This is a genomic window from Yeosuana marina (assembly GCF_011762485.1).
Classification (GTDB): domain Bacteria; phylum Bacteroidota; class Bacteroidia; order Flavobacteriales; family Flavobacteriaceae; genus Yeosuana; species Yeosuana marina.
The window spans coordinates 84,187-105,017 of sequence record NZ_JAAKGI010000007.1 but is presented as its reverse complement, the minus strand read 5'-3'; the positions used below and the strand labels follow the sequence as shown (position 1 = coordinate 105,017).

Below are 20,831 nucleotides of genomic sequence, written 5' to 3'. Positions count from 1 at the left end.
AGTTGACTAAAACAGAATACAAAAAACTTCAACTACTATTTAAATCAAATAGCGAAGAAAAATCTATATGTTACATAAAAGAAATCACCGTTAAACCGAGCCTGATATAAATTCTAAAAAACTACAATATTGATACATTAATTGACTCTGCTAATGTGACTGAGAGCTATGTCGGACTCATGCATTTTATTAGAGTACACTCTTTTAGCACCTTGAATAGTTAGATACATTTTATTTCCTGATTCAGAACTTTTATTAAAGAAAATTACTAAAGTGCCTTGCTTTTCTATGTCTCCACGAACATGATATGTGTTCTCCAAAACATCTTTCATGATAAGATATTTACCTAACTCCGATTCATCTTCTCCAATAGAAAATAATTTCATAGCATTAATGTCACCTTCTGTATTTTGGAATTTGATTTCTAATTCTTTATAAAAATCATCAAAACTAATGGAAACGTCTTTTCCAAAGAGTACTTTTTTTAATTCTTTTCCTTGGTTATTTAGCAACCCAACATAAATGCCATCAGATTGATATTCAGCGATGTATCTGTTAGATTGAGAGTGTAGGTAATTAAATGTTAAGAATAATGCAATTAGTAAAAGGTAATTTTTCATAATATCAGTTTTTCTATATAGTTGCATAGAGGGATAACACTATATGATTAATACTAAAATAGATACGTCTATTATTAAATTCTAAACGAACTGTTATAAATTCTATAGATAAACTAAAGGTGTATCTTACAGCGTTTCAGTACGTTTATGTCCGAAATGTACTTAAAATATCAAGTGGATTTATCTTAGTACTATGGTTTTCGTTCAAGTGATGAAAATAAACGATGAGTATTTTTTAGGTTTTCATTTCATCGTGAAAATGTGCATAAAAAATTAGTTGAGAGGAAGTTGGATAATGTTATATAAGAATAGCATTTAGAATGCAAATAAAAGAATTTTGCTAAGAAGATTTGATAAGTGAGCCTATTGTATTGGAGTGTGAGAAGTCGGATTAAATTGCTTTCAGCACTGCGATTGCGTACAATTTTCTATCAAGGCATCCAAAAAATTAAAGTGGGCCAAAACCTTTTCATACCAATGAAGCTCTTATTGACTATACCGCTTTGTTATCAACAGTATGAATTTTTAAGTTAATAATTTAAAGTTGTTCGATTCGAGTAAATCTAATGTGTTTTTACTAATAAATTTGCTTGTGTTTAAAGTTGTTTTTTTCCTTGGAGTTCAATTTTAGCATAAATTGGAGAATTTCCTTCTTCGTTTTGCTTATCTGTTTTAAGATAGAAAAATGTTTTAATCATAATATTACAGTTTTAAATTTTTGTAAAATTATCAGTAAAACATGAGGATTACGAGGAATTCCCAAGGATTCCATATTACATTTAGTTAACCTGTTTTTCTCAATTTCAAGGGTAACCTATAGGATAACCTAACTTTGATATATAATATGTATTTTGACTATATACCAAAACATTCTAATTACCAGCATTGAACAACAATTCGTTGATAGTCGTTTTTATTTTTTCTTCATCAGGGTTCAGTTCTGTTTGTTTTGTTTCGGTAGGAACATTTTTAGATAACTTGGAAATGTCTTTTTCTTGTTTACAACTTAAAACAGATTTACCAATTGCGATAAATGATAATATTAAATATCTAAATTTTCTATTCATAGATTGGTTTTCTTTAATTGCTGCCAACGGTTTTATACTTCTTTGTTATGTGCTGGCATTACTTTATCAAAATTCAAATTATCCTTTTCTATATTTTCTGTAAGTAGTATTATTCTCCATTTTATTCTAAAAGTTGGGTTCTATTTTGATATTATATTTTGTTAAAAGTCCAACTACAGTATCTAAAGTAAATTTTGCTCCTTTAATTTTATTGTTTTCAGGGTCAATTGTAAAGTTAGAAGAACTTCTGAAATCAGCATTTTGTAAGTCTGTATTTTTGAATATTGCATTTTGTAAATCACAATCGTCAAAAACGGATGAACTCAAATCACATTCAGTAAAATCGACTTCTTGAAGTTTGGTTTTGTTAAATGAAATTTTTGAAAGTTTTCGTTTAAAAAATGACGAATGATTTAATTGGCATTTGTTAACTTTTATTAAAAATCCAAAGTTGTTACATTTATCGAATTGTAAACCTAACATTTTACAATCTTTAAAAAGTACATTTTGAAACCCTGTTTGTAAAATATGAGCTGTACTTAAATTACAGTCATAAAATTCGCAGTCTATAAACCTAATTTTAGACAAATCAGAATTCGAGAAATTACAATTTAAAAAAGTGCATAATTCATATTCGCCTTTTTCAAGTCTATTTTCCGAAAAGTCTCTTTTTTTAAATGTTTTTTCTTCTATAAATTGTTCTGACATTTATTCTCGATGTTTTTGTCACGCTTGCACATAATGTGATTGTCTAAAGAAAGTTGCGTGTTTGTGAGCGAGGATTTTCCGAAGGAAAATAAGTAGCTAGCAAATGAGCAATTAACTTTGGTTTAGCTAAAACTAGCAATTTTTTTTATACGGCTTGTTATGCGTTCGTTTTTTATTCCTTAATTAAATGAGGCTCTATCAAATCCAACAGTGTCTCTATACAATTGAGGAGATACTTCGGCATTTTTCTTGAAAAACCTACTAAAGTAATATTCATCATTATAGCCTAGTTCAAATGCTATTTCTTTTACAGTTTTGTTAGTTAAATAGAGTTCTCTTTTAGCTTCTATAATTATACGTTCAGAAATTAAATCGGTTAGTGTTTTGTTAAAGTGCGCTTTGGTTAACTTGGTAAGAGCTTTGGGTGTTATTGCAAGCATATCAGCATATTCACTGGCAGAGTGTTTGGTTTTATAATGTGTTTCAATGTAGTTTTTTAAATTTTGAAGTATAAACGGTTCTTCAGTATCACTACTTTCTTTTTGTAGTTCAGACTGTTGTTCGGTTTTTAACCTTGAGGCAGTAATCAAAAATATCTTTAAGTAAGAAACTAACAGCTCATATTGCGCTAAAGCAGGATTTTGCATTTCAGTTTTAATTTGTTCTACTACCATATTAAAATTGGCTTGCGCTTTAGCACCTACCTCTACCAAAGGAGGATTGTAAATATTATTGAACAATACGCCATGGCAAGCAACTTCTTTATGGTGTTTATGAATACAAAAGAAATCTGGATGAAAATTTATCACCAATCCACTTAAAGGACTGTTACTTTCAAGTAAAAAAGGTTGATGAGGTGAAAACGACAGCAAGGTGTTTGATGTAAACGTATACGTATTAAAATCGGCTCTTATGATTCCGCTGCCTTGTTGTATCCAAATAAGGGAGTAATAGTTATGTTTGTCTATATGGTCAAAAGGATTGTTACGTTCAAAATAACATAGTTTGAATGCTAAATTTCCTGTTTGTGGATTTGTGAGTGTAAAACTATCTCTTTGTTCCATAATTGTTTTGCTTTTGGTTGCTAATGTATCTTTAAAATTACTCTATCTATTATTTGTTTTGCTGTGCTAATATGTGAAAGATCTTTGTAAAGCTTGCCATTTTTTCCTGAATGATGTCCATGACCTATAAGTTGCATTATTTTATACATATTGTCTTTAATGTTTTGAGGCGATACTGCTGCTGTATAAATTAAAGATGGTTGACCTACTTGACCAGAACCAGAATATATTTCATCATCAGGGAATTTATCTTTGGTGTAATAGCTATTCCAGTCATAAGATTGATTGACTTCTAGCATGACGTTATAATGTTTTAAACTATTCATGTCGCTTTTAGATTTAATGATAAAATTTCCAGTTGGCGTTGCGCCTGAAACAGCATCAAGATCTGTAGCGTTAATAAGTGGCACATATAAACCATCAGGCGCTTTTATACCGCGTTTATGAGACCAATATGGTAAAGTTTCTGGACGCCTTTTTACAGCAGATTGCCATTTGCCGTCAACGTTTTTACCAAAATCAAATGTGCTGGATGCTATCACTCTAGAAATATAAAGTGTTTCCATATAATTACCAAGACTATCTTCTAACCATATTGCAAACAAAGGATATTGAAAAGCATCACCTTTTTTTAATTCTACTTCAAAATGTTGCTGTCCATTAGCATCAGGTAGTTTTATTATTTCATACTCAAAATGTGTTTTCTCTTTACCTAGCTTTTGATTCCTTAACTGATTGCCAAAATTATATACGCCATTTAATATTGGAACATTAAAATACAGGCCAAAAGCGAGTGCTACAATAATGCTAAAAATCAATGGCGCTTGAAGTTTTTGAAAACGTGGTTTTCTATTTCCCGTGATATAGTTAAAGAGTGGTTTTTTGTTATTGATTATATGGAATACCATGGCTAATACAAACAAGAAACCAAAAACAGTATGCAAAGAAGCAAGACCTTTACTAAATGGCACGAGGTACATTGCCATTCCGGAACCTAATAAAACAACAAGTATAATAATTAATATATTTCCTATAAGCCTTCTATTCATTGTGCTGTTGGGTGTTAATTTTTATAAACGTCTGTTGCTTTCTTCAATTTTTAAATCATTTATGCTTGCGTAACGCTTTTGCATAAGCCCATTTTCGTCAAATTCCCAAAGTTCATTTCCATAGGCTCGATACCATTGGTCGTCATTGTCTTGAAATTCATACTCAAATCTTACAGCCATTCTGTTTTCTTTAAAGCCCCAAAGTTCTTTTTTTAGTTTGTAATGTCTTTCGTTATTCCATTTTTCGGTTAAAAACTCAACAATTTCTGCTCTTCCGTTAATAAATTGTGTTCTATTTCGCCATTCAGAATTTACAGTATATGCTTTGGATACTTTAACAGGATCTTTAGAGTTCCAAGAATCTTCAGCCATTTGAACTTTTAATTTTGCTGTTTCTTCATTAAATGGCGGCACTGGGTGTTTTATTTCTGTTTTCATTTCTACTAATGTTTTATTAACAACCTTTTTCATTGTGTTTTTTAAAATGAAAAAGGTTGTTTGTGTAATAATGGGTTTGCTTTAATTATCATCAGGCTTTAATAGTGGCTTTACTGCTTAATTCTTGTTGTTGAAACTTGTGGATAAAGAACCATAAAGGCACACCGTAAGCTAAATGTCTCACCATTGAAAGTATTGGTAGCATGGCACCAGCTTCTAAACCAGCAACGCCAGCACCTAAAAGCGGAAACATAAAAAACCAAACGAGTGCTATGGTTTCTGCAATTACAAATATTTGAGCTCTTAACCAATTAGGACCAATTAATGAAGGTGCTATTCCTGCATATAAAACGGCTAGTAATATACCGTTAGAGTAATGGCCAAAAACGCCATATGCTAATCCTAATCCTGTTTTTTCTCCTATTATTCCGGCAATATCCCACCATGTTCCGGTGAATAAAGTCCTGTCAAATCAAATGCTAAAGTGCCTGTAATACCAGCTATAATGGCATTTCGCCAATTAATACTATGTGTTTTCATTGTGTTTTTTTTTGAATGTAATTAAATACTTTCAGCAATTGGAAAGTCTACAGGTACTTTAGTTAAGTTGTGTAAATAGTTCATTGCTGTTTTATCACTTACCTGAAGTATAACATCTACAAGATTTTCTTTGGTGTAACCTTGAGCAAAGAAATCAGCAACACTTTCATTACTAGCGTTTCCTCTGTTTTCAGTGATATCAGCTGCTAATTGCACTAAAGCGTTTAGTTTAGCATTATCACTTGTTCCTTTTCTAATATCAAGTAATTGTTCGTCGCTAAATCCATTCATTTTACCAAGTACTAAATGAGCACTTTGGCAATACACACATTCGTTTACCTGACTTACAATAAGGTTTACAGCTTCTTTTTCTTTGTTGTTTAAAGACGTTTTAGCGTTTTGGTAGTCTAAAAAGCGTTTTAAACCATTGTCAGAATATGCTATTGTAGCATAAAGATTTGGGACAAAGCCTAGAGCTTTGTTTAAATTGTCAAAAATTTCTTGATTGTTTTGTGATACTTCTTCTCGTGTAGGAACTTTAAATTCCGTTGCAGTTAAATTTTCCATTTTTTTATATTTTAAATTGTTTGTCATTATTGACTCTGCAAATTTGAAGAAGAAAGCAATATGTTAAAATGGACAATTTTCGTTAATGGATGGATGATTTTCTTGAAGAGGATTAAATGACGCATAACGTGATTGTATAAGAATAGTGCGGTTTTTTGTGCGAGAATTTTCCTTCGGAAAATCAGAAGCAAGCAAAACGCACTAACCTTTGATTAAGCACTAAACTAAACATTATTTTTATACGGCTTGTTGTGGTGTCGTATTTTTATTCATTAAACTCTTTCGGATATTCAACCATTCCATTTACTCCTTTCAGTCCATTTTCTACTAATTCAATTACCATACAATTCTCTTTCGGAACTTCAAATGGCAATTCTATTCCGTACTTATCCACTTGTTCATATCCGAATTTTGGATAGTATTTTTCGTGTCCTAAAAGAACGATTGATTTGTACCCTAATTCTTTTGCCTTTTTGTGCGATTCAAGTATTAGTTTGCCACCAATTCCTTTTCCTTGAAATTCAGGTAATACAGAAACAGGTGCCAACGCCAATGAATCGAATTCAGTAGACTCATTCTTGATTTTAAGTTTCGTCAATAGAATATGTCCAACTACATTTCCATCAATTTCTGCTACTATTGATAGTTGAGGAATGAAAGCGTCCGATTTTCTTAATCGTTCGACTAAAAACTGTTCAGTGTGGTCTGCAAATTCAGCGTTTTTAAAAGCACTTTCAATTACGTTGAAGACTTCTTTGTAGTCGTTTCTAGTTTCTTGACGTATTATCATTTCCGTTTTTATATGCACCACAACGGTTTCGGCTCGTATGTTTACAAAGCCTTAATTAATTAGCTTAAAAATAGTAAATTTATGACTAATAATACAAGCAAAATAGAAGGGATAGAGAGGTCTCGGCTATGGTTTCGTTGCGGAATGGTTCGGCAGAACTATTTCGCCGTAAACCAAAGTTAGCAAATACGCTGGAATTTCCGAGAGGAAATTCCGCCGCAATTAACTGTAGGCGTTGTTAGCCTTTCGTTATTTTATTTCATTTTCAATCAACTCAATAATAGATTCCAAATCCTTCATTAACGGTTCGTAATGTGCTTTTTCCATTGCGTTAGTTGTTAGAATAAACATCAAGATATTATTTTCGAACTTTCTTGATTTTAATAGATCCAGATTGCTAACACTTTGCTCCATTTTTTGTAAACCTATTTCTTGGCTTATACCGGTTAGGTCAAATATGGTTCTTAAACTGTTTTCATTTGTTCTAAAAATATCAAGAACTTTTTCTCTTTGAATTCCAAGTTCGCTTTCCTGCTTTGAGACATCTTCTATAGTTGAAATCCAATTTGTTAATTTTATTCTTAAGGTCGTATTTGAAATATCTTTTAAACTTCCAGAGCTTATCATTTCGCTTAAAAGTGAGTTGTTAGGATTAAAAGAAATATCAGAGGAAAATGTATTGAGCAATAATTCAGAAAATTGTTTTTCGGATGGTGATTCATTTTTATTAGAAATATCTTCTAATAACTTTTTTGCTCCGTAGAAATTACTCTTGTTTATTTTAATCAATTCACTTAATTTAAATTTGCTTGTTTGAAATTCTGCTTTTAAACCATTCAAATAAGTTTGCTCTTTTTTCTGAATAACTCTATTTTGATTGCTGTTATTGATGGCAAGTGCAATTAAAATTCCAATAACAACAAGAATAATCTCTCCGATTGCATAAATCAGATAATTACTGAATTTATTTTCAATCAGCATTTTTTGTCTAATTTTTCTAAAAAATTTTATCATTGGTCAATGGTTGGTCATAATGAAGGCTAACATGATTGTATAATAATAGGGCAGTTTTGTGTTCGAGGATTTTCCGAAGGAAAATCAGAAGCTAGCAAAACGCACTAACCTTTGATTAAGCATTAAATTACGCATTATTTTTATACGTCTTTGTTGTACCACGTATTTATTTAGTTTTTAGTCTCAATTTCATTAAAAAACTTAATTAATTTTTCTACCGTCAAACCCTGTTGTTTGGTTAAATCAATTTCGGCAGTATTGTCCGTTAACAATTTCCCTAAATACCCAAATTGAGAATGATTTCCACCTTTAATTTCTATTAAGTTGGTGTTTTTTGGCAACTTATTTTTATTTTCCATCACTTCTGAAACACTCGCTAATCCGTCCAATTCTCCGTAAAGTTTTATAGTAGGCAAAATTCTGTTCGATAAATCAAAATCTCTCGGATGAGAAGTTCCTAATAAGAAAAGTCCCTGCATCAAATCGGGATTTTCATAAACGAATTGAGATGCCATTTTTGCTCCTTGTGAATGTCCGCCAATTATATATTTTCCATTTTTTAGGTCGAACATAGTCTCAATTTTTTTATAATCCCATTGAGGCATTCTCCAATTCATTTTTATAAGGTGACAGGTAAATCCATTTTCGGCAATTTTTCGGCAAAGTGGTGCATATGCCTTTGGGTCCGTCAACCCTCCTTGAAAGAATATAATTTCGTTTTGATTTTTTGAATTATTTGCTAAAAACATAATTTCATCATTCGAATTTTCTACGTATACTTTATTGTCGTTTTTAAAAGTGTCTTCTGGTAAATTCCGTGATTGATAAGTTGTCCATTGCCAAATGAAAAATATAGTAACTAGGCTAAACCAAATTAACCTGAAGATATTTCGCTTTTTTATTTTCATAAGTTTACATTAACAAAGCCATTCCTATACCAATTAGCAATAAAGATGCAATTAATAATGTTTGCAATGATTTTGTTTTTCCTTTTTTTGAAAGCCAAATTCCTAACATAATTTCGTTTTTTTTGATTAGTATTCCTTTTTTTATATGTGGCACAACGGCAGTATGTCTCAAAACTACCAATTGGAATTTAAAAATAGATTAAAAAGTGAAATACCCTAGGTTTTGAGAAAGTCTGACGGTCTTGTGTATGAAACGTAGCGCATAAATAAACGCTAACTTTTCGGATTTAGCACGAGCCGAATTTTTAATTTTTATGTTTAATTTTCTTTTCTAAATATAACCAAATTAAAAATTTAGCGTACTTGATAAATATACAAAAACTTTTCGGAAAGCCTTTAATAGATATGTTTTTTACACTGTGTTATCATTAGTTATTTATCATTTCTTCAGCATTAGTGTTTTTCGGGTTTAGTTCTAAAGATTTCTGATAGTTAGTTTTTGATAATTCAAACTGATTATTTAAAAAATAACTTTCCGCTAAACTATCATATGCATTCGCAGAATTTGGATGTTCTTGAATATTTAATTCAAAAATTTTAATGGCATAGTCGATGTTCTTTTATTGGATAGGGCGGACAAATTGAGCCACCCTCGGCGGGTCAAACTGAGCATAGTAAACTAAGTGCTCAAAATCGATTCATTTGTGGTTAAATTTACTGTTATTTTTTTAATTTTTTACGCATCGATTCTCCTTTAATATCGATACGGTGAGCTGTATGAACAAGCCGATCCAAAATAGCATCAGCAATAGTTTGTTCTCCTATGAGTTGATGCCAGGTCTCTACCGGTAATTGCGAGGCAATAATGGTGCTGTGTTTACCATGCCTGTCCTCAATGATTTCCATTAAGGTATGTCGATTAATAGTATCCAGTACTTTAAGTCCAAAGTCGTCCAAGATCAAAAGATCTTGTTTTTCCAGTTTACTAATCAGTTTTAAATAGGAACCATCCGCCTTAGAGGTTTTTAATACACTTTTTGATGTTTTGTAGAAACTAAAAAGTCCCGTAAACATAGTGTTTACAGGACTTTGGTGGAAATTGAATAAATTTAAGCGGAGAAAGAGGGATTCGAACCCCCGGAGGTGTGACCCTCAACAGTTTTCAAGACTGCCGCATTCGACCACTCTGCCATTTCTCCTGTAGTGTCTCTTCAGGTTTGTCCTGATTGCGGGTGCAAATATAGAAACCTTTTTTGTATCTAAAAAACCTTTTTTCTTTTTTTTATTTTCTTCTTTTAAATTCATTTTTAGACTGTATTTTTGTAATATGGAACATTGGTATTACTATGTGCTTTTAGTGGTAGTAGGCATTGTAGTCGGAATTATTAATACCATGAGTGGTGGTGGGTCTTTACTAACGCTTCCGGTACTCATTTTTATTGGTTTGCCTTCCAATGTTGCTAATGGCACCAACCGAATTGCGATTGTTATACAATCTATTTTTAATATTGCAGGATATCAAAGCAAGAAGGCTATTGATAAGTCTTGGTTTCCCATTTATTTGTCCATTTCAGCGACTATAGGTGCAATTATTGGCGCTAAATTGGCCATTGATATAAAGGGAGAGTTGTTTAATAAAATATTAGCGGTTGTTATGGTGACGGTTGTTGGATTTATGGTTTTTAGACCTAAACAGAATTTTTCTCAATTGGCTGATAGGATTACGGGCAAGTATTTAAAATATAGTGTCATTGCTTTTTTCTTTATTGGTATTTATGGCGGATTTATTCAAGCGGGCACAGGTATATTTATTTTATTATTATTGTCTTCAATAAATCATTTAACCTTAATTAAATCGAATATTATAAAAGTAATTGTTATGTTTATTTATACATTGGCAGCACTTTTTATGTTTGGAATGAATTTAAAGTTAGACTGGATTGCTGGATTAACATTAGCATCAGGGCAAGCAGTAGGTGGTTGGTTTACCAGCAGATGGTCCGTAAATAAAGGGGATGGCATTGTAAAAGTATTTTTAGTAATCATGGTTATTGGTATGGCCATAAAATTATGGTTCTTTTAAAAAAATAGTATGGGTAAAATTATAGAGCATTTAAATTGGCGTTATGCCACAAAAAAGTTTGATTCATCAAAAAAACTTTCAAAAAATAAAATTGATATTATAAAAGAGGCTTTTAATCTCACGGCGACGTCTTTCGGGCTTCAAACAATAAGTTTGGTAATCGTCTCGAATGATGATTTGAAAGCGTCTTTGGTTCCTCATGCTTACTATCAGAATCAAGTGTCAGAAGCTTCACACTTATTGGTAATTTGTATTCAGGATGATATTTCAGATTCCGATGTAAATTTGTATTTTGATTCGGTAAAAAACATCAGAAATACTCCAGAAAACATTTTAAATCCATTCAGAAAAAATTTATTAAAAACAATGCAAGGTAAATCTGTTGAAAATCGTCAGTTATGGTCTAAAAATCAAGCCTATATTGCGCTTGGAAATTTAATGACTGTCTGTGCTGTTGAAGGTATCGATTCTTGTCCTATGGAAGGGTTTATTCCAGAAAAGTATGATGAAGTTTTAGAATTGAATAAAAAGGGACTTAAATCGGTGTTACTTTTACCTATTGGATATCGCGCAGACGACGATATGTTTGCGACCTTAAAAAAGGTTAGAAAACCGTTAAACGAAACAATTATAGAAATTAAATAATATTATGCCAGGATTTGAATTATTTGGAGAAACAGAACGTAATGAAGTAAATGATGTATTAAAAAGTGGCGTATTAATGCGTTATGGTTTTGACGGTATGCGGAATGGCCATTGGAAGGCAAAGGATTTAGAAATGGAACTTCAAAATCAGTTTGAAGTAAAATATGCACAATTAGTAAGTAGTGGCACAGCAGCGGTATCCATGTCTTTAGCTATAGCTGGAGTTGGAGCGGGCAATGAGGTAATTATGCCATGCTTTACGTTTGTTGCCAGTTTTGAAGCTATTATGATGCTGGGAGCTATTCCAATATTAGTTGATATTGATGACACGTTAACTTTAGATATAGAAGAAGTTAAAAAAGCGATTACCCCAAAAACCAAGGCTATTATGCCGGTGCATATGTGTGGTAGTATGGCAAATTTACAAGCGTTAAAAACTATTTGTGATGACCATAATCTCGTGTTAGTTGAAGATGCTTGTCAGGCTATCGGAGGAACATATCAAGGGAAAGCCTTAGGAAGTTATGGCGATGTTGGTAGCTTTTCTTTCGATTTTGTAAAAACAATTACCTGTGGTGAGGGTGGTGCTATTATTACCAATAATGATAAATATGCTCAATTTGCTGATCATTATTCAGATCACGGGCACGATCATGTAGGGAACGATAGGGGTGCAGAAACACATCCGTTTTTAGGATATAATTTTAGGATATCAGAACTTAATGCAGCTGTTGGTTTAGCGCAAGTGAGACGATTAAATGATTTTATTGCTATTCAAAAAAAGCATTATACCATTTTAAGGGATGCTTTATCTGATATTCCAGAGGTTGTATTTAGAACCGTTCCAGAAGGAGGTGAAGAAAACTATTCGTTTTTAAATTTCTTTTTACCAAATTTAGAGGTGACCCAAGTCGTATCAAAGGCTTTTAAAGAAGAAGGTATAGATGGATGCTTTCATTATTATAATAACAATTGGCACTATATTAAAGAATGGAATCATCTAAAAAATTTGAAAACACTTTATCCAGTTTCAGAAGAAATGAAAAAAGGTTTAGAGTATCTAAAAACTAAATCTTTTGAAAAGTCTGATTATTATATAGGTCGTAACTTATCTTGTTTAATAAAACTTTCATGGACAGAAGCAGAAGTCAAGGAAAGAGCAGATAAAATGGTGAACGTAATAAAAACTGTATTAAATTCTTAATAATTCACATAATCAACAATTTCTAACCCATAACCAATTAAACCAATACGCCTGGTTTGTTTAGAATTTGTAATTAATCGTAATTTATGGATGTTAAGATCGTGAAGTATTTGTGCTCCAATTCCAAAATCTCTAGTATCCATATTAATTCTCGGTGCTTTAGATATTGTGTTGGAGATTTGATTTTGTCTTAAAAAATCCAATCGGTTTAGTATATCCATAGATTGTGATTCTTGATTTATAAAGATAATAGCGCCTTTGCCTTCATCATTAATCACTTTAAACATCGCATCAAGTTGTTCGTCAACGTCATTGGTAAGTGTTCCCAAAATATCATTGTTAACTAAAGTTGAATTTATTCGTGTAAGAACAGATTCACTATCTTTCCATTGTCCTTTGGTAAGCGCTATATGAATTTGGTCATTAGTTGTTTGCTTATAAGCTCTCAATCTAAAACTTCCAAAGCGCGTTTCAATTTGAAAATCTTGTTTTTTCTCAATTAAAGAATCGTGTTGCATTCTGTACGCGATTAAATCTTCAATAGAAACAATTTTAAGATCCAGCTTTTTAGCAACTTCAACAAGTTCAGGAAGTCTAGCCATGGTGCCGTCTTCATTCATGATTTCAACAATAACACCAGCAGGTTTTAAACCCGCTAATCTTGCAAAATCAATAGCAGCTTCTGTATGCCCTGTTCGTCTTAAAACTCCTCCTTCTTTGGCTACTAATGGGAAGATATGACCTGGACGAGATAGTTCAAATGGTTTTGTATTAGGGTTAATAAGAGCTTTTACAGTTTCAGCTCTATCGCTAGCAGAAATACCTGTGGTAACACTACCTCCTCTTAAATCTACAGATACAGTAAAAGCTGTTTCCATATGGTCGGTATTATTACTCACCATCATATTAAGATTCAACTCTTCACATCTGTTTTCTGTTAAGGGAACACAAATAAGCCCTCTACCGTGGGTTGCCATAAAGTTTATCATTTGTGGTGTTACTTTATCAGCAGCAGCTACAAAATCGCCTTCATTCTCTCTATTTTCATCATCTACAACAATAATAACTTTACCATTTCTAATGTCACTAATAGCTTCATGAATGGTATTAAGTTTAAATTGTTTTTTTTGAGTTGGTGTTTTCATTTCTGTTATCATGATGCAAAGATATTGCTTATTTTATACTATCGATACAATTTTGTTTTAAGTCATCGCTAATTTTTCTTTTTAAAAGAAAATAGGATAGAAAATATATGGGCAAACCTAGTATGATTAATATTACGTTCGGTTTTCTTTTTGGCTTTTTAATGGTATTGTAAAATGAGGATATATTGAGGTAGCCTTTTATGTAATATATGACATATAAAAATAGAGAGATAATCCCAATTTGTACAGATGCAGAAGCTAAAGATGGTAGTTTATTATTTTTAAGAACAAAAAATAAAATAATTAGAATAGCTCCAATAGAATAAAGGATTATTGAGAATTTTGAATGATCAATAAAATCGTCGCTAATTTTTTTTGAATTAACATACTCTTCTTTTATTTCAATATGTTCTTTGCGAATAGCTTCTAAATCTAAACCTCTAAAGTTTAAAATTTTAATTGCTTCGTATTTTATTTCTGAAGTATGACCCAGTTCTTCATAATTTTTTATGACTTCAAATAGTTTGTCGTTTGTAAATGATATTAAAAACTTGTAATCTAAAGCTTCTTTATCTTTAATACCAAATAATTTTTTAATGGGTTCAACAAAGTTACCAAAGCCAAATAACCCTTTGTCTTCAGTAGCTCTTTTAGTTAGAAAAAAGCCCAGGGGTAGCATGATTAATGTTGAAAACCAGGTTGCTATTACAGGATTTAAACCGCCACTTTTCGCACTATTTGTCGCAAAAATACCTATAAAGTGATACGTTAAAAATAGTAAAATAGCAATAACCATAGGCAATCCAATACCTCCTTTTCGTATTAAGGCGCCAAGAGGAGCACCAACAAAAAATAAAATAATACAAGCAAAACCTAAGGCAAGCTTTTCGTGTAATGCGATGATGTGTTTATTAAAATTACTTTCTGACAGTTTAAAGGTGTTTTCCCTTCTCGTGATGTCTAAATTTGAACTTTTAATAGAATTTGTTGCAATTCGTAATATTTGAGATTTATTTTGAGTTTCAAAAAGATCTAAAATATTTCCGAAATACATAGAATCATTTTTTGTAGTATCAACTTCTTTTAATATCGGCTTGTTTGACTTTTGTTTTAATGAAGGGGTTATACTGCGGTTATACAATCTTTCAGAAAAATCCTTGTATTCTTTATCATATTGTTGCGATAATGAATCAAGTGTGTAATTCAAATCGCTAATATTAAGCATGTTGTACTTATTTGTGATAGACTTATCATCTAAATCATCTTCATTATTAAGAGACGATATATCAATGTTAATTATATATTTGTCAAATTTACTTTTTGCAAAAGGTACTTTTTTCCTTGCAGCGATACTTTTTGGGTGCATATCACTATAATAATTACCATCAAAAAGTACAAGTTTCATAACGCTTGAGGTATCGGCTGAAATAAGTTCACCTGTTTTTGATTTGATGGTTGTTGCATTGATTAGGCCATCATCTCCTTTGATATGAATAATGACATCTTTTAGGTTAATTGTGTGAATAGCAATATTATTAACATAACGATCTGGACTCTCACTTTTATCATTAAATTTAATATTGTAGTTTGTTTTGGGTATTTTATTGAATTGGTCTTTAGCAAGTAACATAGCAGGTTTTTTTTTGGCTATATTGGTTCTTAGGTTAAACGAGTTGTACTCCGCCCAAGGAATGACATTATTAGAAAAGAAAAATATCATAATTCCTAAAATAACAATAAAAATACTTAATCCAGACATGGCTCTCATTAGTGAGATTCCTGTGGATTTCATGGCAGCAAATTCATAGTTTTCAGCAAAATCTCCAAATACCATTATTGATGATAACAAAATGGTTAGAGGTAATACCAACGGAATAAGCTTTGGCATGAAATAAATTAAGAATTTAAAAATGATCATAATATCCAAGTCCTTTCCAGCTAGTTCACGTATGTATAGCCAAATGGTCTGTAATACAAAAATCAGCATGAGTATTAAAAACACGCTGATAAAAGTTTTAAGGTAGGAGGTTAGTATGTAACGGTCTAATATTTTCAAGTGCTACCTAATCTAGTTTATTTATGTAATAATCTTTGTATTTAGCAGCGTCAAAGTTAAATAAGGTTTTTGATAAAGGCTCATTTGTTTTAAAAGAATTCACAGTAAGCGTTGTTTTAGTGCCGTTTTTTCCTATTTGAATCAAATTATAGATATGCTTTGTTTGCGAATCTATTCCTAGTAGAATATATTTTATATCGGAATTAGAATCAATGGGAATTAATTTTACATATTGAATTTTTCTTCCTTTCACATCTTGAATGATATCCATACTACTTGTATACCCATTTTCATAAAAAGACAACATTTTACTCGGCGCTACAATATCGTCATCGTCGTCGTGTTTTGTTGAAATGGTGACTTCTTCATCTTCAGGACTTATGTTATAAAGAGTTTTTCCATCAAATATACGTGTTATACCAAGAATGTTTAACTTATATTTATCTCCTTCTAAAACAACATCACCTCTTGTTTCTTGTTTTATATTTTCCTCAGTGTTTTCAAGTACATATTTAAAGTCGATAGATATATTTTCATAACTATTAACTTTATCAGAGACTTCTTTTAACAATGTTTTTCCACTTTTTTGAGCAAAACTGTTAATGCTAAGTAATACAATGAATGATACTATTAAATGCTTCATTTTTGATTTAAATTATTTTATACGTTTTCGTTTTTTAATAGATTATCTAATGATGTTAAATCTGGCACCAATACCTGTCTTGCTTTGCTACCTTCAAAAGGACCAACAATCCCAGCGGCTTCCAATTGATCAATCAATCGTCCGGCTCTATTATATCCTAATTTAAGTTTTCGTTGTAATAATGATGCAGACCCTTGTTGGGCAGTTACAATAACTTCTGCAGCTTCCCTAAATAGTTTGTCTCTTTCTGAGATATCTATATCAAGACTTGTGCCGCTTTCTTCACCAACATATTCTGGCAAAATAAATGCTTCTGGATAGGCCTTTTGAGAGCCAATAAATTCCGTTATTTTTTCAATTTCTGGTGTGTCAACAAATGCACATTGTACACGAATTAAATCGTTACCTTGTGTAAATAGCATATCACCTCGTCCAATAAGTTGATCGGCGCCAGAGCCATCTAAAATGGTTCGTGAATCTATTTTAGAAGTTACTCTAAAAGCAATTCGAGCAGGGAAATTAGCCTTAATAATACCTGTTATTACGTTAACAGATGGACGTTGTGTGGCTATGATTAAATGGATACCAATGGCACGCGCCAATTGTGCTAAACGGGCAATAGGAGTTTCTACTTCTTTACCGGCGGTCATAATCAAATCGGCAAATTCATCAATTACTAAAACTATGTATGGTAAAAATTGATGACCATCGTTTGGGTTTAGTTTTCGTGCTTTAAACTTCACATTATATTCGGCAATATTTCGGCATAATGCGTTTTTAAGTAGCTCATAGCGATTATCCATTTCAATACATAATGAATTCAATGTATTGATTACTTTGGTGTTATCTGTTATGATAGCATCCTCGCTATCCGGCAATTTTGCGAGATAATGACGTTCAATTTTATTAAAAAGTGTTAACTCTACTTTTTTAGGATCTACTAAAACAAATTTAACTTCAGCAGGATGTTTTTTATATAGAAGTGAAGTCAAAACTGCATTTAAACCCACCGATTTTCCTTGCCCTGTAGCACCAGCCATCAATAAGTGCGGCATTTTAGCAAGATCGACTACAAATGTTTCGTTACTAATTGTTTTTCCTAAGGCAACAGGTAATTGCATTTCAGAACCTTGAAACTTTTTAGAGGCAATAACAGAACGCATAGAAACAATAGTGGCATTTTTATTAGGAACTTCTATACCAATGGTTCCTTTTCCAGGAATTGGCGCAATAATACGTATTCCTAAGGCAGAAAGCGATAAAGCAATGTCATCTTCTAAATTCTTAATTTTTGAGATTCTTACACCAGCATTGGGCACAATTTCGTAAAGAGTTACAGTTGGCCCTATGGTTGCTTTAATACTTGCAATACCAATATTATAATTGTTTAAGGTTTCAACAATTTTATTTTTGTTATTTTCTAATTCCTCTTGATTTATGGTAATACCCTCAGAATCGTATTTTTTTAGTAAATCTAGATGCGGAAATTGATAGTTACCTAATTCTAAAGTAGGATCGAATAGTCCATAGTCTTCAACCAATTTATTTGCTAGATTATCCGTTTCAGAAAGTTCTTCAGCTACTTTTTCAACAATCATTTCTAAGTCATCATCTTCTTCTTCCTCCTCAACTGGTTTTATTTCTACTTTTAAATCGGTTTTTGGTTTAGATTCTTTCTTTTTGTCTTGAGAAGAGTCGTCAAGAGAAATTTCGTAAGCAGATTTGATAGCTTCAGCTTCTAAAGATAAATCGTTATCTAAAGCAATATTGTATTCTTCATTATCAGTATCAAATTCATTTTTGATGTCCTTTTTAGCCGATTTAAACAATCTTGTAAAACTATCTGTTGTAATTTTAAAACGAACAGCAAGAAAGGTAATCAAAAGAAAAAGAAGTAAAAATGACGTTCCAATTTTTCCTAAATAATCTTGTAAAAAGGTATTGCTTTCAAAACCAATGGTGCCACCAAGCGTATCATTATAAGAAGTGAAAAAACCAAAAAAAACAGATAACCAAATAATAGTTAGAATACCCCAAAACCAATGTTTTCTCAATTTAGCTTTATTAGTGTCTAAAAGAACATAAACTCCAGAAAGCATAATTAAACCTGAAAAAATAAAAGACGATATGCCGAATCCGCGCTGGATAAAAAAGTTACTTAACCACGCACCAGATTTGTTCAACCAATTGCCGGCTTTTATTTTTCTTGATGTAAAATTAGAAAGGGTACTTTGGTCTATATCTCCTGTAAAGAAAAAAGAAACAAATGCAATACAAAGTAAAATACCAAAAATGACTAAAAAACTACCCAAAATTAATTTTTGTTGGTTGGATAGTTTTAAGCTAAATGGTTTCTTTTTTTCTTTTGGAGTCTTACTAGTTCTCGTTTTCTTCTTCGCCATTAATGCGCTGTTATTTTAAACAAAAATACAAATTACTAGCATTAACGAAACTTTATTTTAAAAAATTGCAGAACTAGTTGTTTGTGAGCAATTAATAAAAATGGCATTGAGAGGATTTTATGTTTTATAATACTAAAAAAGTTTAATAATTTTTGGAATATATATGATTAAGCCAATAATAATAGCCGTAAGCGACGTTATTAAAACGGCACCAGCAGCAATATCTTTTATAAGACCAATTTTGTTATGTTTTTCTGGATGTATAAAATCGGCCATTTTTTCAATAGCTGTATTTATTCCTTCCGTGCCCATCACCAATCCTATAACAAGAAACTGAAGCATCCATTCTATATTTGAAATATTAAAATAGAAACCCATTGCTGTAACGAAAACAGAAATTGCAATTTGGATTTTAATATTTGTTTCTGTTTTTAGAAGGCAAACAACTCCTTTAAAGGCAAATCCTATACTTTTTAATCGATTGATAAAAAAGGATTCCTTTTCATTCATATGTTATCGGTACTATGCTTACGCTTACTTTAAAGCTTCTAATGCAGCAGAATAATTGGGTTCATCGACTGTTTCACTTACTTGTTCTGTATAAGTAATAACACCATTTTCGTTAATTACAACCACAGATCTTGAAAGTAATGCTTCTAAAGGCCCTGTAATAAAATCAACGCCATATGTTTTTCCAAAGCTTCCATCTTTATAATCAGATAAGCTAATAACATTGTCTAAACCTTCAGCGCCACAAAAGCGGCTATGAGCAAATGGTAAGTCTTTAGATATACAAATTACTTTAGTGTCTTTAAGTTCACTAGCTTCTTTATTAAACTGTCTTACAGATTGCGCACAAGTTCCTGTATCAATACTTGGGAAAATATTGAGTACTATTTTGCTGCCTTTAAAATTGCTTAAAGTTTTTGTGGATAAATCTGTTCCTGTTAATTTAAAATCAGGTGCAGTAGTACCAACTTTAGGTAGGTTTCCTGATGTTTCAATTGCGTTTCCTTTAAGAGTTACTGTTGCCATAATAATATATTATATAGCTGTAAAAATATGAATAAATCGCAAATGTTTTAAGTATTGACCAAACGAATATCTTTTTTTTGACTAGTTTTTGTTATTAAGGGTATTCTTTTTTAGTTAAAGTTATGATAAACTGTTATTTTGTTTAATAAATCATTATATTTGTTAAACAAAATATATAAGCTATGAAAAAAGAAAAATTATTTAAAGCAGTTCTTATTGCTTTTACTTTAGTTGCAAGCAACTCTTTGTTTGCTCAAACAAAAAACATTGTTGAAACTGCTATGACTTCACAAGATCATACGACTCTTGTTGCAGCAGTTAAAGCTGCTGACTTAGTAGGGGTATTGTCAAGTGACGGACCTTTTACTGTATTTGCACCTACCAATGAAGCATTTGCTAATCTACCAGAAGGAACATTAGATTCGTTACTAAAACCAGAAAATAAGGCTACACTGCAAGCTATTTTGAAATATCACGTAGTGTCAGGAAAATTTATGGCTGCAGATGTTATTGATTTAATTAATAAGAACGATGGAAAGGCAACCATTAAAACAGTTAATGGTGAAAGTTTAACCGCATGGATGAAAGATGGAGCTGTTTATATCAAGGACGCAAAAGGCAATTCGGCAAAAGTTACAACGGCAGATTTAGATACGACTAATGGCGTAATTCATGTTATTAATTCTGTATTATTGCCCATGTAATTGAGCAATGTAACAATTGTTTGATTAAAAAAACCTCTTCATTACGAAGAGGTTTTTGATTTTTATAACTTAAAACTTAAGTATCAATTGGTCTTATAACCCATTTCATAAAACTATATAGAATGTTATTTTTTTTATAAAATTTGATT

At 31.5% G+C, this 20,831-nt stretch carries 21 protein-coding genes, 1 tRNA gene and 1 pseudogene; 4 read left to right on the top strand and 19 right to left on the bottom strand.

The features are described from left to right. Positions 1–137: 137 nt before the first annotated feature. From G5V56_RS09155 to G5V56_RS09095, 13 genes and pseudogenes are all read right to left on the bottom strand, one after another. Complete coding sequence (locus G5V56_RS09155; protein WP_166964118.1) at positions 138–620, bottom strand: hypothetical protein; 483 nt, start codon at positions 618–620, stop codon at positions 138–140. Between the two features lie 872 nt (positions 621–1,492). Beyond that, the gene (locus G5V56_RS09150) at positions 1,493–1,714 is read right to left on the bottom strand and encodes a hypothetical protein (RefSeq protein ID WP_166964116.1); all 222 of its coding nucleotides are present in this window, start codon (positions 1,712–1,714) and stop codon (positions 1,493–1,495) included. A 99-nt stretch (positions 1,715–1,813) separates the two neighbouring features. Continuing rightward, complete coding sequence (locus tag G5V56_RS09145; protein ID WP_166964114.1) at positions 1,814–2,395, bottom strand: pentapeptide repeat-containing protein; 582 nt, start codon at positions 2,393–2,395, stop codon at positions 1,814–1,816. Positions 2,396–2,574: 179 nt separating this feature from the next. Continuing rightward, positions 2,575–3,459, bottom strand: coding sequence for a helix-turn-helix domain-containing protein (locus tag G5V56_RS09140; RefSeq protein WP_166964113.1), 885 nt, complete (start codon positions 3,457–3,459; stop codon positions 2,575–2,577). Between the two features lie 20 nt (positions 3,460–3,479). Further along, positions 3,480–4,508, bottom strand: a complete 1,029-nt coding sequence (locus tag G5V56_RS09135) for a hypothetical protein (protein WP_166964111.1) — start codon at positions 4,506–4,508, stop codon at positions 3,480–3,482. A 21-nt stretch (positions 4,509–4,529) separates the two neighbouring features. Continuing rightward, positions 4,530–4,946, bottom strand: coding sequence for a nuclear transport factor 2 family protein (locus G5V56_RS09130; RefSeq protein WP_166964109.1), 417 nt, complete (start codon positions 4,944–4,946; stop codon positions 4,530–4,532). 91 nt (positions 4,947–5,037) lie between these two features. Further along, on the bottom strand, positions 5,038–5,199 hold the full coding sequence (locus G5V56_RS18965) for a hypothetical protein (protein WP_206285886.1): 162 nt from the start codon (positions 5,197–5,199) through the stop codon (positions 5,038–5,040). A gap of 308 nt (positions 5,200–5,507) precedes the next feature. Next, the gene (locus G5V56_RS09120; RefSeq protein ID WP_166964107.1) at positions 5,508–6,053 is read right to left on the bottom strand and encodes a carboxymuconolactone decarboxylase family protein; all 546 of its coding nucleotides are present in this window, start codon (positions 6,051–6,053) and stop codon (positions 5,508–5,510) included. 265 nt (positions 6,054–6,318) lie between these two features. Continuing rightward, a complete protein-coding gene (locus G5V56_RS09115) occupies positions 6,319–6,843 on the bottom strand; it encodes a GNAT family N-acetyltransferase (RefSeq protein WP_166964106.1) in 525 nt (174 codons plus the stop codon). Between the two features lie 249 nt (positions 6,844–7,092). Continuing rightward, positions 7,093–7,857 carry a DUF6090 family protein gene (locus tag G5V56_RS09110; protein WP_166964104.1) on the bottom strand — a complete coding sequence of 255 codons (765 nt, stop codon included), beginning with the start codon at positions 7,855–7,857 and terminating at the stop codon, positions 7,093–7,095. Positions 7,858–8,027: 170 nt separating this feature from the next. Next, a complete protein-coding gene (locus G5V56_RS09105; RefSeq protein WP_166964102.1) occupies positions 8,028–8,765 on the bottom strand; it encodes an alpha/beta hydrolase in 738 nt (245 codons plus the stop codon). A 720-nt stretch (positions 8,766–9,485) separates the two neighbouring features. Further along, positions 9,486–9,794 (bottom strand): annotated as a pseudogene (locus tag G5V56_RS09100) (ATP-binding protein); the annotation flags it as partial. Positions 9,795–9,879: 85 nt separating this feature from the next. Beyond that, positions 9,880–9,964, bottom strand: a tRNA-Ser gene (locus tag G5V56_RS09095). A 128-nt stretch (positions 9,965–10,092) separates the two neighbouring features. Here G5V56_RS09095 and G5V56_RS09090 point away from each other — a divergent pair. From G5V56_RS09090 to G5V56_RS09080, 3 genes are read left to right on the top strand one after another with little or no spacing between them, the layout of a single operon-like run. After that, positions 10,093–10,848 carry a sulfite exporter TauE/SafE family protein gene (locus G5V56_RS09090; RefSeq protein ID WP_166964100.1) on the top strand — a complete coding sequence of 252 codons (756 nt, stop codon included), beginning with the start codon at positions 10,093–10,095 and terminating at the stop codon, positions 10,846–10,848. A 9-nt stretch (positions 10,849–10,857) separates the two neighbouring features. Beyond that, the gene (locus G5V56_RS09085; RefSeq protein WP_166964098.1) at positions 10,858–11,493 is read left to right on the top strand and encodes an NAD(P)H-dependent oxidoreductase; all 636 of its coding nucleotides are present in this window, start codon (positions 10,858–10,860) and stop codon (positions 11,491–11,493) included. Positions 11,494–11,497: 4 nt separating this feature from the next. Then, positions 11,498–12,697, top strand: a complete 1,200-nt coding sequence (locus G5V56_RS09080; RefSeq protein ID WP_166964096.1) for a DegT/DnrJ/EryC1/StrS family aminotransferase — start codon at positions 11,498–11,500, stop codon at positions 12,695–12,697. On the opposite strand, the gene ribB is transcribed toward G5V56_RS09080, so the two are convergent. The 6 genes from ribB to tpx all read right to left on the bottom strand — a co-directional run bounded on the left by ribB (position 12,694) and on the right by tpx (position 19,978). Then, positions 12,694–13,854, bottom strand: a complete 1,161-nt coding sequence (ribB, locus tag G5V56_RS09075) for a 3,4-dihydroxy-2-butanone-4-phosphate synthase (protein WP_240911271.1) — start codon at positions 13,852–13,854, stop codon at positions 12,694–12,696. The two genes, G5V56_RS09080 and ribB, sit on opposite strands and share 4 nt — an antisense overlap. 16 nt (positions 13,855–13,870) lie before the next feature. Further along, on the bottom strand, positions 13,871–15,898 hold the full coding sequence (locus G5V56_RS09070) for an LptF/LptG family permease (RefSeq protein ID WP_166964094.1): 2,028 nt from the start codon (positions 15,896–15,898) through the stop codon (positions 13,871–13,873). A 7-nt stretch (positions 15,899–15,905) separates the two neighbouring features. After that, the gene (locus G5V56_RS09065) at positions 15,906–16,541 is read right to left on the bottom strand and encodes a LolA family protein (RefSeq protein WP_166964092.1); all 636 of its coding nucleotides are present in this window, start codon (positions 16,539–16,541) and stop codon (positions 15,906–15,908) included. Between the two features lie 17 nt (positions 16,542–16,558). Beyond that, positions 16,559–18,943, bottom strand: a complete 2,385-nt coding sequence (locus G5V56_RS09060; protein WP_166964090.1) for an FtsK/SpoIIIE family DNA translocase — start codon at positions 18,941–18,943, stop codon at positions 16,559–16,561. Between the two features lie 132 nt (positions 18,944–19,075). Next, on the bottom strand, positions 19,076–19,453 hold the full coding sequence (locus tag G5V56_RS09055) for a diacylglycerol kinase family protein (RefSeq protein WP_166964088.1): 378 nt from the start codon (positions 19,451–19,453) through the stop codon (positions 19,076–19,078). A 24-nt stretch (positions 19,454–19,477) separates the two neighbouring features. Next, positions 19,478–19,978, bottom strand: coding sequence for a thiol peroxidase (tpx, locus tag G5V56_RS09050; protein WP_166964086.1), 501 nt, complete (start codon positions 19,976–19,978; stop codon positions 19,478–19,480). Positions 19,979–20,160: 182 nt separating this feature from the next. On the opposite strand from tpx, the gene G5V56_RS09045 reads away from it, so the two are divergent. After that, positions 20,161–20,682 (top strand): fasciclin domain-containing protein, encoded by a 522-nt coding sequence (locus G5V56_RS09045; RefSeq protein ID WP_166964084.1) that lies wholly within the window; start codon positions 20,161–20,163, stop codon positions 20,680–20,682. The last annotated feature ends 149 nt before the right edge of the window (positions 20,683–20,831 follow it).

Coding starts and splice junctions, on each gene's coding strand:
- G5V56_RS09155 (WP_166964118.1), bottom strand. CDS start 620: ATGAAAAATTACCTTTTACTAATTGCATTATTCTTAACATTTAATTAC.
- G5V56_RS09145 (WP_166964114.1), bottom strand. CDS start 2,395: ATGTCAGAACAATTTATAGAAGAAAAAACATTTAAAAAAAGAGACTTT.
- G5V56_RS09140 (WP_166964113.1), bottom strand. CDS start 3,459: ATGGAACAAAGAGATAGTTTTACACTCACAAATCCACAAACAGGAAAT.
- G5V56_RS09135 (WP_166964111.1), bottom strand. CDS start 4,508: ATGAATAGAAGGCTTATAGGAAATATATTAATTATTATACTTGTTGTT.
- G5V56_RS09130 (WP_166964109.1), bottom strand. CDS start 4,946: ATGAAAACAGAAATAAAACACCCAGTGCCGCCATTTAATGAAGAAACA.
- G5V56_RS18965 (WP_206285886.1), bottom strand. CDS start 5,199: ATGTTTCCGCTTTTAGGTGCTGGCGTTGCTGGTTTAGAAGCTGGTGCC.
- G5V56_RS09120 (WP_166964107.1), bottom strand. CDS start 6,053: ATGGAAAATTTAACTGCAACGGAATTTAAAGTTCCTACACGAGAAGAA.
- G5V56_RS09115 (WP_166964106.1), bottom strand. CDS start 6,843: ATGATAATACGTCAAGAAACTAGAAACGACTACAAAGAAGTCTTCAAC.
- G5V56_RS09110 (WP_166964104.1), bottom strand. CDS start 7,857: ATGATAAAATTTTTTAGAAAAATTAGACAAAAAATGCTGATTGAAAAT.
- G5V56_RS09105 (WP_166964102.1), bottom strand. CDS start 8,765: ATGAAAATAAAAAAGCGAAATATCTTCAGGTTAATTTGGTTTAGCCTA.
- G5V56_RS09090 (WP_166964100.1), top strand. CDS start 10,093: ATGGAACATTGGTATTACTATGTGCTTTTAGTGGTAGTAGGCATTGTA.
- G5V56_RS09085 (WP_166964098.1), top strand. CDS start 10,858: ATGGGTAAAATTATAGAGCATTTAAATTGGCGTTATGCCACAAAAAAG.
- G5V56_RS09080 (WP_166964096.1), top strand. CDS start 11,498: ATGCCAGGATTTGAATTATTTGGAGAAACAGAACGTAATGAAGTAAAT.
- ribB (WP_240911271.1), bottom strand. CDS start 13,854: ATGATAACAGAAATGAAAACACCAACTCAAAAAAAACAATTTAAACTT.
- G5V56_RS09065 (WP_166964092.1), bottom strand. CDS start 16,541: ATGAAGCATTTAATAGTATCATTCATTGTATTACTTAGCATTAACAGT.
- G5V56_RS09060 (WP_166964090.1), bottom strand. CDS start 18,943: ATGGCGAAGAAGAAAACGAGAACTAGTAAGACTCCAAAAGAAAAAAAG.
- G5V56_RS09055 (WP_166964088.1), bottom strand. CDS start 19,453: ATGAATGAAAAGGAATCCTTTTTTATCAATCGATTAAAAAGTATAGGA.
- tpx (WP_166964086.1), bottom strand. CDS start 19,978: ATGGCAACAGTAACTCTTAAAGGAAACGCAATTGAAACATCAGGAAAC.
- G5V56_RS09045 (WP_166964084.1), top strand. CDS start 20,161: ATGAAAAAAGAAAAATTATTTAAAGCAGTTCTTATTGCTTTTACTTTA.